We start from the raw sequence: 12,863 nt of genomic DNA, 5'->3' as shown, positions 1-12,863 counted from the left end.
TCTCAGCCTGTGATGCCATTGGCGGTGGAAGCGTCGAGCTCGCCGAGCAGCGGTGTCACCACCTCCCGGTCGAGCCGTTCCAGGGCGCGGGCGAGCCGTTCGAGGAGCAGGTCGGTCTCGCGGTCGCTGATGGTGAAGGGCGGGCTGACCAGGAAGTGGTCGCCGGCCAGGCCGTCCAGGGTGCGGCGTGGGTAGACGAGCAGCCCTTCCTCCTTGGCCAGTGCCGTCACCCGGGCGAAGAGGTTGGCCTCGGCGGGGAAGGGCGTCTTCTCGACGGGGTCCATGACCAGTTCCACGCCCCACAGCAGGCCGAGGCCGCGCACGTCGCCGATCCAGGGATAGCGGGATCGGAGTGCCTCGAGGCCACGCCGGAGCTGGTCGCCGCGAGCCTTGACGTTGTCCAGCAGGCCCTCGCGGCGGATCGCCTCGACGGCGGCCAGGCCGGTGGCGCAGGCCAGGGGGTTGCCGGCATAGGTGTGGCCGTGCTGGAAGCCGCCGCTGGCCATGACCGTCTCGACGATCGCCTCGCGGCACAGCAGGGCCCCGACCGGGTAGTAGCCGGCCCCGAGGCCCTTGGCGGTGGTCAGCAGGTCCGGCGCCACGCCCCACTGCTGGTAGGCGAACCAGCGGCCGGTGCGGCCCACGCCGCAGAGCACCTCGTCGAAGATCAGCAGGCAGCCGAACTCGTCGCACAACGTGCGCAGCCCTTCCAGGTAGGCTCGATCGACCAGGCGTGCCCCGGTGCTGGCGCCGCCGACGGGTTCGACCACGACGGCGATGATGGTGTCGCCGCCGACGGCCTCGATCCGTGCGCGGGTGTCGTCGAGCACGCGGCGGACATGGGCGTCGCGCCCCCCGTCCCGATGACGATAGAAGTCGGGACCGGGGACCTTGATCGAACCGGAGGTGATGTCCGCGAAGGGCGCCTCCAGGGGCTGGTAGCCGGTGACGCCCAGCGCCCCCAGGGTGCTGCCGTGGTAGGAGGGGCGCAGCGACACGAAGTGGCGACGCCCGGGCTCGTCCCGAGCCACGAAGTATTGCCGGGCCAGCTTGAGGGCGGACTCCACCGCCTCGGAACCACTGGAGACGAAGAACACCTTCTCCAGGTCGCCTTCCGTCATCTCGACCAGCGCCTCGGCCAGTGCCACGGCCGGGGCGTTCTCGAACTGGGTGCGATAGGTGAAGGCGACGCGATCGAGCTGGGCCAGCATGGCGTCACGAATGTCCCCGCGGCCGTGGCCGAGGTTGCAGGAGATGGCCCCGGCGCAGCCGTCGAGATATTCCTTGCCTTGGGTGTCCCACAGGAAAACGCCGCGGCCGTGGCTGATTTCCGGCATGGCGGGGCCTGCCTGGTAGAACAAGGGGGAGGTCGTCATCTTGTCGGATCCGTTGTGGTTGTGCTGTCGGATGTCGCCAGTCTAGGTAGACTCGTTATTCTATTTCAATATATGATGTTTTTACCGAATTCTATGATTCCAAGTCATGCCTGACGTCAACATTCATTCCCTCAAGGCGCTCGCCATCTTCAAGACGCTGTTCGAAGTGGGCACCGCCTCACAGGCCGCCCGCACGCTGGGCATCACCCAGTCCGGGGTCAGTCGCTCGCTCTCCCAGCTGGAGCAGAATCTGGGGCTCACGCTGTTCCTGCGGGAGAAGAATCGCCTGGTGGCAACCCCCGAGGCCCGGGAGCTCTACGAGGAAATCCTGCGCTTGATGGGCAACATCGAGGAGCTGAGACACAGCGTGCTGGCCCTCAAGGAGTTCGGCACCTCGCGGCTGCGCATCGCGGCGATCCCGGGGTTGGCCTTCGGGTTCGTGCCGCGCCTGATCGCCGCGCTGCTGGAGGACAACCGCGGCTTCAGCATCAGCTTCGACATGATGTCGAGCCACGATGTGCTGCGGGAGGTGGAGTCCGGTCATGCCGATATCGGCTTCGTGACCCTGCCGGTCAGCTCCCGGGTGCTGAGGGTCGAGGAGTGGCTGACGACCCAGGCGCGCTGCCTGGTGCCCAGGGGGCATGGGCTCAGCCGGCAGCCGCGGGTGACCATCGGCGACCTCAAGGACGAGTTCCTGGTGATCAGCAATCAGCCGAACGTCGGGGCCGATCCGCTGCTGACCCTGGCGGCCCGTCACGGGGTCCATATTGCCGGCAAGACCGAGGCCAACATCGGGGCGATCACCGCGCTGGTGGCGAATGGCGTCGGGATCAGCGTGATGAACCCGATCACCGCCAACGATCAGCTCGCCGGCCGCGACGAGGTCGTGATGCTGCCCTTCAGCCCCGAGATCGATTTCAGCTTCGGCCTGGTCTATCGCGACGACTGGAAGCAGGCCCGGGCACTGGAGTTCATCCGGTCCAGTGGTCGTGAGCTGTTGCGGGCCTATGCGGATTGACGCAGGGCGCAGCCGTTCCGAGGAGGGTGTCCCCCGGGGAGGGCCGGTGGCATGCTAGGAGGCTGTCGGATTTGACTGATCGTCGCGAGAGATTCGGATTTCGAGACAAGTTTATCGATCCGATGCGGCGAATAGCCCGCTATTTAACGAATCAGATCGAATGAAACTGGCCAAAAGACCGGATCTTGTAGCAGTTCAGCGTTAAGTCCGGCAGCCTCCCAGGGGAACCCTCGAGCGCCCCGGCGGGCTTGGCGCTTCTCCATCCAACGGAAAAGATCGGAACATGTTGACGTTTTACAGTGACGGGACACGGCGTCGCCGTGCCCGCAGCGAACTGGACGGCGGCGTCCTGGTGTCTCCCTACGAGTGCCCCGAGCGGGTCGAGCTGGTGCTCGAGCGAGTCCGGGACGTGGGACTCGGCGAGGTGCGCGAGCCGGAGGCCTTCGGCCTCGAGCCGGTGCTGGCCGTGCACGACCGGGGCTACGTGGACTTCCTCGCCCGCTGCTGGGACGACTGGCTGGCGGAAGGGCGAACCGGCGAGGCGATCGCCTGGATCTGGCCGACTCGCACGATGCGCGACGACGTCATCCCCGAGCACATCGACGGTCGCCTGGGGCACTACGCGTTGTCCGCCGACACCTCGATCTGCGAGGGCACCTTCGAGGCCGCCATGGCCAGCAAGGACATCGCCCTCTCCGCGGTGCGGCACACCCTGGCCAGCGGCGCGCCGAGCTTCGGCCTGTGCCGGCCGCCGGGGCATCATGCGGCGAGAGACCAGTTCGGCGGCTACTGCTTCTTCAACAATGCCGCCATCGCCGCCCAGCAGGCCCTGGACCGGGGTGTGGCGCGGGTGGCGATCCTGGACGTCGACTTCCATCATGGCAACGGCACCCAGGAGATCTTCTTCGAGCGCGACGACGTGCTCTTCCTGTCCCTGCACGGCGATCCCAGGACCTGCTTCCCGTACTTCCTCGGACACGCCGACGAGACCGGCCGGGGCCGGGGCGAGGGCTTCAACGTCAACTACCCGCTGCCGCCGGGCACCGCCTTCGACGCCTGGTCGCGAGCGCTCGACGATGCCCTGGCACGCATCCGCGCCGCCGGCTGCGAGCTGCTGGTGGTCTCGCTGGGGGTGGACGCCTTCGAGCACGACCCCATCAGCGCCTTCAAGCTGACCAGCGACGACTTCACCGAGCTCGGCCGACGGCTCGCCGCCCTGCGGCTGCCCACCACCTTCCTGCTCGAGGGCGGCTATGCGGTGGAGGAGATCGGCATCAACGCCGTCAATGTGCTGACGGGCTTCGAGGCCGCCTGACGGCCCGACATACCAGGACGAGGAGCGATTCATGGCGCGCATCTACGACGACAACTCCCGGGCGATCGGCAATACCCCGCTGGTCAGGCTCAACCGGGTCAACGAGGGGGCGACGATCTGGGCCAAGATCGAGGGACGCAACCCGGCCTATTCGGTGAAGTGCCGCATCGGCGCCGCCATGATCTGGGACGCCGAGGAACGCGGGGCCCTCCAGCCGGGGATGACCATCATCGAGCCCACCAGCGGCAACACCGGCATCGCCCTGGCCTTCGTCGCCGCGGCCCGCGGCTACCCCCTGACGCTGACCATGCCCTCTTCCATGAGCCTGGAGCGGCGCAAGGTCCTCAAGGCCCTGGGCGCCGAGCTGGTGCTCACCGAGCCGGCCAAGGGCATGGCCGGGGCCATCGCCAAGGCCGAGGAGCTGGCCGAAGCCGAGCCGGGCAAGTACTTCCTGCCCCAGCAGTTCGAGAACCCGGCCAACCCGCGGATCCACGAGACCACCACCGGCCCGGAGATCTGGAACGATACCGACGGCGAGATCGATATCCTGGTGGCCGGGGTGGGCACCGGCGGGACCCTGACCGGCGTGTCCCGCTACATCAAGCAGACCCGGGGCAAGGCCATCACCAGCGTGGCCGTCGAGCCGACCGACTCGCCGGTGATCACCCAGGCCCGGGAGGGGCAGGAGCTCAAGCCCGCCCCCCACAAGATCCAGGGCATCGGCGCCGGCTTCGTGCCCGTGAACCTGGACATGACGCTGGTCGACCAGATCGAGACCGTCTCCAACGACGAGGCCATGACCATGGCGCATCGGCTGATGCAGGAGGAGGGCATCCTCTGCGGCATCTCCTGCGGCGCGGCCGTGGCCGCCGCCCTGCGGGTCGCTCGCCAGCCCGACCACCAGGGCAAGAACATCGTGGTGGTGCTGCCGGACAGCGCGGAGCGCTACCTGTCCTCGCCGCTCTTCGAGGGTCGCTTCGGCGAGCAGGAAACCGTGCAGTAAGATCGTGGCCCGGCGACTTCCCCGGTCGCCGGGTCCCTTCCCCTCACACGCTCTTCCCCGGGGCACGCCGCTGGCCCGACAGGGGCTCGGTTCGGGCTGATAATCGACACCTGCTGATATTGCACTTTCTCATGCTGCGGCGCATGATAGCGCCTTTGCCTCGGGAAAGTGCATGCAACGCCTTGTCATGTCAGCCTTTTTCGCCGTCCTGCCGGTCCTGGCCGAGGCCGATGCGGTGGTCGGCAGCTGGAACGTCGAGCATCTCGGCTGGAACAACGGCAAGCGCCTCGACCTCGTCGCCCATGTGGCCAACCATTTCGACCTCCTGGCGGTGCAGGAACTCATGGCGCCCGCGGCTCTGGCACGCCTCGAGGCGGCCCTGGAGACGGCCTCGGGCGAGGCCTGGTCCTCCCTGGCCAGCCACGCCCTCGGGCGAACCTCCTACCAGGAACACTACGGCTTCCTGTGGCGGGAGGCGGAGATCGACTACCTGGACGGGGCGGTGGTATTCCTCGACCACGGCGACGTCTTCGCCCGGGAGCCCTTCTCCGCGCGCTTCCGTGGCCGCCGGGTGGGCGAGGCCTTCGTCGCCGCCTCGGTGCACGTGACCTATGGCGACGGCGTCGACGACCGCCTGCCCGAGATCGCCGCCCTGGCCGACTACTGGCGGTGGCTCGACGAGGCCCATCCCGGTACGCCGCGGCTGCTCATGGGCGACTTCAACCTGCCGCCGGACCATGCGGCCTGGGCGCCGCTGCGCGCGCTCGGGGCGGTGCCCGCCATCACGGATCAGGCCACTACCCTGTCGACCGCCGACGGCGCCTATGCCAGCCGCTACGACAACATCTGGTACCGCCCGGATCGGCTGAGCCCGGCATCGCTCGGGGTGGTGCGCTACCCCGCTCTGGTGGGCCTGGACCATGGCCAGGCCCGGGACCGGGTCTCCGATCATGCGCCCGTCTACCTGGCGCTGCACGGCGGCGAGCTGGCGCGGCTCACCCGGGACGGGGAAGGGCTGGCCACGGCACTGGCCGCCGGCTGCGTCGATCTCAACGGTGGCTCGGTCGCCGACCTCGAGACCCTGCCGCACATCGGTCCGGCCCGGGCCGCCGCCATCGTGGCCGGCCGCCCCTGGGGCGACAGCGGGGAGCTCACGCGCCTCGACGGCATCGCCGCCGGGCGCCTCGCCGAGATCCGGGCCAGCGGTCGACTGTGCGGTGGCTGAGCCGTCCCGAGCCTCACCAGGGCAATCGCAGTTGGAAATGGTGAGGGGCGCCGGGGACAGGTCGAAGAGGGGGGCCTACGCCATGGATGGCGTCGGTAGCGCCCAGGGAGGGGTTCACAGCGCCCCCTCGTCGGTCCGGCGCTCCGGGACCTGTCGACGGATCAGTCCCGAGCGATAACGCGAACTGCGATACCCTGCGAGCCTCACGCTTTGCGCCCACGCCGCCACCCGGTAGAATGTCCGGCATGTCTTCGAGCCTGTCGGCGGGCACGTCCCGAGCCGGCGGCCTAATCGTGTTCGGCTGCCCGCCAGCCCAGCCGCAAGGATTCCGAGCCGCATGAGCTATCAGGTACTGGCCCGCAAGTGGCGGCCGCGCACCTTCCACGAACTGGTCGGCCAGGAGCACGTCCAGCGTGCCCTGGTCAATGCCCTGGATCAGGGGCGGCTGCACCATGCCTACCTGTTCACCGGCACGCGCGGGGTGGGCAAGACGACGCTGGCGCGGATCCTGGCCAAGTGCCTGAACTGCACGACGGCGGGGCAGGGCGACGAGGGCGTGACCTCCACCCCCTGCGGGACATGCCCCAGCTGCCAGGCCATCGATCAGGGGCGCTTCGTCGACCTGATCGAGGTGGACGCCGCCTCGCGCACCAAGGTGGAGGACACCCGCGAGCTGCTCGACAACGTCCAGTACGCGCCGACCCAGGGGCGCTACAAGGTGTACCTCATCGACGAGGTGCACATGCTCTCCACCAGCAGCTTCAACGCGCTGCTCAAGACCCTGGAAGAGCCGCCGCCCCACGTGAAGTTCCTGCTGGCGACCACCGATCCGCAGAAGCTGCCGCCCACGGTGCTGTCGCGCTGCCTCCAGTTCACCCTCAAGCACATGCCGCCGGAGCGCATCGTCGGCCACCTGTCCCAGGTGCTCGAGGCCGAGTCGGTGCCCTTCGAGGAGAGCGCCCTCTGGCTGCTCGGCAAGGCCGCCGAGGGGTCCATGCGCGATGCCATGAGCCTCACCGACCAGGCCATCGCCTTCGGCCAGGGCGAGGTGCGCCACGGCGACGTGGCGGCCATGCTGGGGACCCTCGATCACCGCCACGTGCTGGCGCTGCTCGAGGCCCTGGCCGAGGTGGATGCGGCCCGGGTGCTCGCCGAGGTCGAGGCCCTGGCGGAGCAGGGGCCGGACTTCGCCGGCGTGCTCGACGACCTCACCGGGGTGCTGCATCGCCTGGCCATCGCCCAGATGGTCCCCGATGCCCTGGACAACGGCCACGGCGACCGCGACTCGCTGCTGGCCCTGGCCTCCCGCTTCACCGCCGAGGACATCCAGCTCTATTACCAGATCGGCACCCAGGGGCGCGGCGACATGGCCCATGCCCCGGACCTGCGCACCGCCCTGGAGATGACCCTGCTGCGCATGCTGGCCTTCCGTCCCCAGGGGGTGCCCAGGCCGGCGAAGACCCCGCTGCCGATGCGTGGCGACGCCGGCACGCCGCCGGGCGACGGGAGCCAGGGCCAAGGAACTCGGTCGGCGCCTGCCGCCGGGGGCGTCCCGGCAACCCCGCCGCCGGCGCCCGAGACGCCGGTGGCTCAGGCCGAGCCCCCGGCCGCAGAAGCCGTGACCCCGCCGGAGGCGGCCCCCGCGGCGCCGGCTCGCGAGCCCGGTCCGAGCCAGCCGGTTCCCGATGCCGCGCCGCCGCCCCCCCGGGCCGAGCCGTCGCCGCCCCCCGAGCCCGCTCCTCGGGTGCAGGCACCCGCGGCGCCTCGGCCTCCGGCGGAGGCGGCCCCCGAGTCGACGCCGGCCGCCGACGCCCCGGTGGCCGAGGCGCCCGGGGAGGCGATCCTGGACCATGACGCCTGGCTGGCCCGCTTCGACGACCTGGGGCTCTCGGGGCTGACGCGCAACCTGGCCGCCCATTGCGTGGTCGAAGCCGACGACGGCCGCGACCTGACACTGCGCCTCGACCCCTCCCAGGCGGCCATGCAGGCCGAGGTCCACGTCGAGCGGATCCGCGAGGCCCTGGCCGCCGCCGGCTTCGATCGGCGCCTGACGCTCGCCGACGGCCCCCTGCCCGAGGGCATCGAGACCCCGCGCCAGCGGGCCGACCGCCTCGCCGCCGAGCGCCATGCCCGGGCGGTGGAAGCCCTGCGGGCCGACCCCCAGGTGCAGAAGCTTCAGCAGGCCTTCGGGGCGCGGCTGGTCGAATCCACGGTGAAGCCCGCCGACGCCCCGGCGCGCCATTGATTACCGGTCGCTTCGGCGGCCACGACGAACCGACCATCGAGAGGACACCGCCATGATGAAGGGTGGAATGGGCAACCTGATGAAGCAGGCCCAGGAAATGCAGGAGAAGATGCAGAAGGCCCAGGAGGAGGTCGCCCGCGCCGAAGTGCTGGGCGAGGCCGGGGCCGGCATGATCAAGGTGACCATGAACGGCCGCCATGACGTCATCAAGGTCGACATCGACCCGAGCGTCATGGAAGAGGACAAGGAGCTTCTCGAGGACCTGCTGGCCGCCGCGGTCAACGATGCGGTGCGCAAGGTCGAGGCCAATTCCAAGAAGCTGATGGAAGAGGCCACCGCCGGGCTGAACCTGCCGCCGGGCTTCAAGATGCCCTTCTGACTCGGCGGAAACCGGCTGCGCTCGATCATGCGGCGTTAAAAAGCCTCTCAAAATACTCATTTACTCTATGTAAACTCCGTTTTTTCGAGGATTTTTGCCTTGCCTGATCATCGCTCGCCCGAGTTTCCGCCAGAGCCAGTAGGACGCCGCCAATGAGCTTTTCTCCCCTGGTCGAGCGGCTGATTGAGGCCTTCCGGGTGCTGCCCGGCGTGGGCCCCAAGACCGCCCAGCGCATGACCATGCACCTGCTCGAGCGCGACCGCGACGGCGGCCGACGCCTGGTGGAGGCGCTCGGCCTGGCGATCGAGGAGGTCGGCTACTGCCGACGCTGTCGCACCCTCACCGAGGAGGCGGTCTGCGCCCTCTGCGACAGCGCCCGGCGCGACGACGCCGTGCTGTGCGTGGTGGAGTCCCCCGCCGACCAGCTGGCCATCGAGGAGGCCGGCGGCTACCGGGGACGATACTTCGTGCTGCACGGCCACCTCTCGCCGCTGGATGGCGTCGGGCCCGAGGACATCGGCCTCGACCAGTTGGAGGCCCGGGTGGCGGAAGGGGGCGTCGAGGAGGTGATCCTCGCCACCAACCCCACGGTGGAGGGCGAGGCCACCGCCCACTACATCGCCGCCCAGCTTGCCCCCCAGGGCGTGACGCTTTCGCGCCTGGCCTATGGCGTGCCCATGGGCGGCGAGCTCGAATACGTCGACGGCGGCACCCTGAGCCGGGCCTTCAACGGCCGCCTGCCCTTCCAGGGCGAGTGACCGTCGCCTTCCCATACCCTTGCCGGATATCCCATGACCCCGATGCCCGAGATACGCTGGATCGACACCCCCGAGGCCCTCGACGCCGCCTGTGCGGAGGTCGCCGGGGCCGAGGTCATCGCCCTGGACACCGAGTTCTTCCGCGAGCGCACCTTCCATCCCGTCCCGGCGCTGATTCAGTTCTGTGCCGGCGGCCCGGCCTTTCTCGTCGATCCCCTCGAAGTGGCCTGCACGGAGACCTTCCGCCGGCTGCTCGCCGAGGGGCCGCTGAAGCTGCTGCACGCCTCCAGCGAGGATCTGGAGGTCTTCGCCCACTGGGCCGGCGTGCCGGTCGCGCCCCTGGTGGACACCCAGATCGCCCAGGCCCTGCTCGGCGAGGTGCCGGCGATGGGCTACCAGAAGCTGGTCGAACACTGGGTGGGCGAGACCCTGCCCAAGGACGAGACCCGGTCGAACTGGCTGGAGCGCCCCCTCACCGAGGCCCAGAAGGCCTACGCCGCGCTGGACGTCGTCTACCTGCTGGACGTCTGGGCCGGCCAGCGCGAGGCCGAGGAGCGTCGGGGGCGTCTGGCCTGGCTGGAGGAGGACTGCGCCGAGCTGGTGGCCCAGGCGGCACGCAGCGACGCGGCCGACGGCCAGTGGTACCTGCGCCAGCGCAACCTCTGGCGGCTCGGGCCGCGCCAGATCGAGGCCTATCGACGCCTGACCACCTGGCGCGAGGGCGAGGTGCGCCGCCGCGACCTGCCGCGCGGCTGGCTGGCCAGCGACAAGCTGCTCTACGCCATCGCCGAGCGCCTGCCCGAGAACCGCTACGAGCTGGCGTCGGTGGAGGGCGTCAAGCCGCCGCTGGTCAAGCGCGAGGGCGACGCCCTGCTGGCTCTGGTCAAGGAGGCCCGCCATGCCGACGCGGCCGAGCTGGCCCCGGCGCCGCTCTCGCCGCTGTCGCCGGATTTCAAGCGCTGTCTCAAGGCCATGAAGAAGGTGGTCAATGCCGAGGCCGAGGCCCTGGGCGTGGCGCCGGAGGTGCTGATGCGCCGTCGCGACCTGGAGACCCTGGCCAGTGCCAAGCTGAGGGGCGGCGCGCTGCCGCTGCCGACCGGCTGGCGGGGCGAGCGCCTCGCCGCCGCCCTGGAACGCACCCTGAACGAGGTGGGGGAAGTCGCATGACCAGCCTGAACGGCAAGTTGCTGTGCGAGATCTACAAGAGCGCGCGCAAGGACGAGATGTACCTCTACGTGGACAAGCGCCGCGGCCTGGAGGACGTGCCAGAGGCGCTGCTGGAGCGTTTCGGCCAGCCGGTGTCGGCCATGACGCTGATCCTGACCCCGGACAAGCCCCTGGCCCGGGCCAAGGCCGCCGAGGTGATGGCCGCCATCGAGGAGAAGGGCTTCTACCTGCAGATGCCGCCGGCCAAGGAGGAGTACCTGCTGGATCTGTACAAGACGCCCACCGAGGCGCGCTACTGAGCTACGAGCTACGAGCTACGAGCTACGAGCTACGAGTAACGTAGGTCGGGTAAGCGAGCCTGCGAGCGCACCCGACAGAGCAGGCCGACAGCGTCACCGCCATGTCGGAGGCGCGTTCGGCTTATTCGACCTAGGGGGTTGTCGAGCCAGCCCCGGGCGGCAACATGCTGGTAGCCCCGAGCACGCTCAAGACGAGACGAGTGACGATGCGCGAACGGTTCTGGGAACGCTTCCCCCTGGAGGAGCTCACCGACGAGGAGTGGGAGGCGCTCTGCGACGGATGCGGCCAGTGCTGCCTGCTCAAGTTCCAGGACGATGAGGGCGACCTGGCGGTGCTGGGCGTGGCCTGCGAGTTGCTGGATATCGACAGCTGCCGCTGCGGCGACTACGCGAACCGTTTCGCCCGGGTGCCGGACTGCCAGCAGCTGACCCTGGCGCGGGTCGAGGCGTTCCGCTGGCTGCCCAAGTCCTGTGCCTATCGGCGCCTTGCCGAGGGGCGCAAGCTGGCCGGCTGGCACCCGCTGATCTCGGGCGATCCGGAACGGGTCCATCGCAAGGGGATCAGCGTCAGGAGCTTCGCGGTCTCCCAGGCCGAGGTCCCGGAGGACGAGCTCGAGGACCACATCATCGCTATCCTGCCCATCGACGGCTGAGCCGCCTCACACCCGATGGATGATCCTCGACACCATCTCGGCGGTGTTGCGACAGCCCAGTTTCTTCATGATCCGTGCCCGGTGCACTTCCACGGTGCGATGCGAGATGCCCAACTGCCGGGCGATCTCCTTGCAGGTCTGGCCGTTGGCGATGTAGCTGGAGATCTCCCGTTCCCGTTGCGAGAGCGTGGCGCCGCCGGCGGGACGCACGTCGATCTTCTCCACGGTCCAGACCACCAGGTCGAAGGGCGACTCGGGGGTCAGGGAGCGGCCCGCGGCACGCGCCCAGAACACCTCGCCGTCCCGGGCCTGCATGAAACGCTCGTCGGAGTAGTTCTCCGGGTTGCGCAGCATCGCCTTGTAGCCCCGGTCGCCGATCGACTTGAAGTCGGCGAAGGAGGGGTAGAGCTTGAGCATGAAGAGCCCGATCAATTCCCCCTTGGCGTAGCCGAACAGCTCGCAGAAGGCGTCGTTGCAGGTCAGGATGCGTCGCTTCTGGGTGACGACGATGGCGCAGGGGGCATGGTCGAAGGCCGTCTCGATCAGTTCGTGGCCGAAGGGCAGCGATGTCATGGGCGGTCTCGGCAGTCGTAGGGAGGGGCCGTCCCGGGCCCCGTCGCGGTTTACACGCAGGTCCAGCCGCCGTCGATGGGCAGCGAGACGCCGGTCATGTGCTCGGCGGCGTCCGAGCCCAGGAAGGCGGCCAGCTCGCCGATGTGGGCCGGGTCGATCAGCTTGCCGTTGGGCTGCTTCTCGCTGACCAGGGCCTCGACGGCGGCCTCGCGGGTGTTGGCGCCGATCGCCCGGCCCTTGGCCTCGATCTGCGGCGCGATGATCGCCGTGTCGGTCCAGCCCGGGCAGATGGCATTGGCGGTGATGCCGTCCCGGGCGGCCTCCAGGGCGATGACCTTGGTCAGGCCCACCACGCCGTGTTTGGCCGCCACGTAGGCCGTCTTGTTCACCGAACCCACCAGGCCATGGACGGAGGCGAGGTTGATGATACGCCCCCAGCCCTTGCGGCGCATGTCCGGCAGGCTCTGCTTGATGCAGTGATGGACCGCCACCAGGTTCACGGCGACGATCTTCTCCCAGGTGTCGTCGTCGAAATCCTCCACCGGGGAGGTCTTCTGGATGCCGGCGTTGTTGACCAGGATATCGATGGCGTGGCCATCGCTCCTGAGGGACGTGAACATGGCGTGAATCTCGTCCCGGGAGGCCAGGTCGGCGCGTACGTAGCGGAAGGCGCCGGCGCCGGCGGCGATCAGCGAGCGCTCGAGCTCGGCCACCTTGTCGTCGCTCTCGGCGACGAGGTCGTGGGCGAGGAGGGTGGCGCCGCGGCGGGCGAAGGCGTGGCAGATGGCGGCGCCGAAGCCCACCAGGGCGCCGGTGACGAGCACGCTCTTGTCGTGGAACTGGGTCATGATG

13 protein-coding genes are annotated in these 12,863 nt (G+C 69.3%); 10 read left to right on the top strand and 3 right to left on the bottom strand.

The genetic code is table 11. From position 1 onward, the window contains the following. Positions 1–2: 2 nt before the first annotated feature. The gene (locus BEI_RS11365; RefSeq protein WP_097789640.1) at positions 3–1,376 is read right to left on the bottom strand and encodes an aminotransferase family protein; all 1,374 of its coding nucleotides are present in this window, start codon (positions 1,374–1,376) and stop codon (positions 3–5) included. Between the two features lie 106 nt (positions 1,377–1,482). On the opposite strand from BEI_RS11365, the gene BEI_RS11360 reads away from it, so the two are divergent. From BEI_RS11360 to BEI_RS11315, 10 genes are all read left to right on the top strand, one after another. Then, the gene (locus tag BEI_RS11360; protein ID WP_097789639.1) at positions 1,483–2,394 is read left to right on the top strand and encodes a LysR family transcriptional regulator; all 912 of its coding nucleotides are present in this window, start codon (positions 1,483–1,485) and stop codon (positions 2,392–2,394) included. Between the two features lie 283 nt (positions 2,395–2,677). Continuing rightward, positions 2,678–3,709 (top strand): histone deacetylase family protein, encoded by a 1,032-nt coding sequence (locus BEI_RS11355; protein WP_097789638.1) that lies wholly within the window; start codon positions 2,678–2,680, stop codon positions 3,707–3,709. Between the two features lie 31 nt (positions 3,710–3,740). Continuing rightward, positions 3,741–4,712, top strand: coding sequence for a cysteine synthase A (gene cysK, locus BEI_RS11350; RefSeq protein ID WP_097789637.1), 972 nt, complete (start codon positions 3,741–3,743; stop codon positions 4,710–4,712). A 172-nt stretch (positions 4,713–4,884) separates the two neighbouring features. Continuing rightward, positions 4,885–5,937 (top strand): endonuclease/exonuclease/phosphatase family protein, encoded by a 1,053-nt coding sequence (locus BEI_RS11345; protein WP_227644453.1) that lies wholly within the window; start codon positions 4,885–4,887, stop codon positions 5,935–5,937. Positions 5,938–6,274: 337 nt separating this feature from the next. Further along, complete coding sequence (gene dnaX, locus BEI_RS11340; protein ID WP_097789635.1) at positions 6,275–8,182, top strand: DNA polymerase III subunit gamma/tau; 1,908 nt, start codon at positions 6,275–6,277, stop codon at positions 8,180–8,182. Between the two features lie 52 nt (positions 8,183–8,234). Further along, positions 8,235–8,561, top strand: a complete 327-nt coding sequence (locus tag BEI_RS11335; RefSeq protein ID WP_097789634.1) for a YbaB/EbfC family nucleoid-associated protein — start codon at positions 8,235–8,237, stop codon at positions 8,559–8,561. A gap of 152 nt (positions 8,562–8,713) precedes the next feature. Beyond that, positions 8,714–9,319 (top strand): recombination mediator RecR, encoded by a 606-nt coding sequence (recR, locus tag BEI_RS11330; protein ID WP_097789633.1) that lies wholly within the window; start codon positions 8,714–8,716, stop codon positions 9,317–9,319. Between the two features lie 33 nt (positions 9,320–9,352). Continuing rightward, positions 9,353–10,486 carry a ribonuclease D gene (gene rnd / locus BEI_RS11325; protein ID WP_097789632.1) on the top strand — a complete coding sequence of 378 codons (1,134 nt, stop codon included), beginning with the start codon at positions 9,353–9,355 and terminating at the stop codon, positions 10,484–10,486. After that, a complete protein-coding gene (locus BEI_RS11320; protein WP_097789631.1) occupies positions 10,483–10,785 on the top strand; it encodes a YcgL domain-containing protein in 303 nt (100 codons plus the stop codon). The genes rnd and BEI_RS11320 overlap by 4 nt, the downstream gene beginning before the upstream one ends. A gap of 206 nt (positions 10,786–10,991) precedes the next feature. Beyond that, complete coding sequence (locus BEI_RS11315) at positions 10,992–11,438, top strand: YcgN family cysteine cluster protein (RefSeq protein ID WP_097789630.1); 447 nt, start codon at positions 10,992–10,994, stop codon at positions 11,436–11,438. Between the two features lie 6 nt (positions 11,439–11,444). Here BEI_RS11315 and BEI_RS11310 read toward each other — a convergent pair whose 3' ends face one another. Together BEI_RS11310 and BEI_RS11305 are read right to left on the bottom strand one after the other, a co-directional pair. Beyond that, the gene (locus BEI_RS11310; protein WP_097789629.1) at positions 11,445–12,011 is read right to left on the bottom strand and encodes a LuxR C-terminal-related transcriptional regulator; all 567 of its coding nucleotides are present in this window, start codon (positions 12,009–12,011) and stop codon (positions 11,445–11,447) included. 50 nt (positions 12,012–12,061) lie between these two features. Further along, positions 12,062–12,859, bottom strand: a complete 798-nt coding sequence (locus BEI_RS11305; protein ID WP_097789628.1) for a 3-hydroxybutyrate dehydrogenase — start codon at positions 12,857–12,859, stop codon at positions 12,062–12,064. Positions 12,860–12,863: the final 4 nt, after the last annotated feature.

The sequence above is a fragment of the Halomonas beimenensis genome (assembly GCF_002549795.1).
Lineage (GTDB): Bacteria > Pseudomonadota > Gammaproteobacteria > Pseudomonadales > Halomonadaceae > Halomonas > Halomonas beimenensis.
Note: the sequence above shows the minus strand (reverse complement) of the source record. Positions and strands in the feature narration are given on the sequence as shown.

Bases quoted from the DNA above. Each gene is read 5' to 3' on its own strand.
- cysK (WP_097789637.1), top strand. From the start codon at position 3,741: ATGGCGCGCATCTACGACGACAACTCCCGGGCGATCGGCAATACCCCG.
- BEI_RS11365 (WP_097789640.1), bottom strand. From the start codon at position 1,376: ATGACGACCTCCCCCTTGTTCTACCAGGCAGGCCCCGCCATGCCGGAA.
- BEI_RS11355 (WP_097789638.1), top strand. From the start codon at position 2,678: ATGTTGACGTTTTACAGTGACGGGACACGGCGTCGCCGTGCCCGCAGC.
- BEI_RS11310 (WP_097789629.1), bottom strand. From the start codon at position 12,011: ATGACATCGCTGCCCTTCGGCCACGAACTGATCGAGACGGCCTTCGAC.
- recR (WP_097789633.1), top strand. From the start codon at position 8,714: ATGAGCTTTTCTCCCCTGGTCGAGCGGCTGATTGAGGCCTTCCGGGTG.
- BEI_RS11305 (WP_097789628.1), bottom strand. From the start codon at position 12,859: ATGACCCAGTTCCACGACAAGAGCGTGCTCGTCACCGGCGCCCTGGTG.
- dnaX (WP_097789635.1), top strand. From the start codon at position 6,275: ATGAGCTATCAGGTACTGGCCCGCAAGTGGCGGCCGCGCACCTTCCAC.
- BEI_RS11345 (WP_227644453.1), top strand. From the start codon at position 4,885: ATGCAACGCCTTGTCATGTCAGCCTTTTTCGCCGTCCTGCCGGTCCTG.
- BEI_RS11320 (WP_097789631.1), top strand. From the start codon at position 10,483: ATGACCAGCCTGAACGGCAAGTTGCTGTGCGAGATCTACAAGAGCGCG.
- BEI_RS11335 (WP_097789634.1), top strand. From the start codon at position 8,235: ATGATGAAGGGTGGAATGGGCAACCTGATGAAGCAGGCCCAGGAAATG.
- BEI_RS11360 (WP_097789639.1), top strand. From the start codon at position 1,483: ATGCCTGACGTCAACATTCATTCCCTCAAGGCGCTCGCCATCTTCAAG.
- rnd (WP_097789632.1), top strand. From the start codon at position 9,353: ATGACCCCGATGCCCGAGATACGCTGGATCGACACCCCCGAGGCCCTC.
- BEI_RS11315 (WP_097789630.1), top strand. From the start codon at position 10,992: ATGCGCGAACGGTTCTGGGAACGCTTCCCCCTGGAGGAGCTCACCGAC.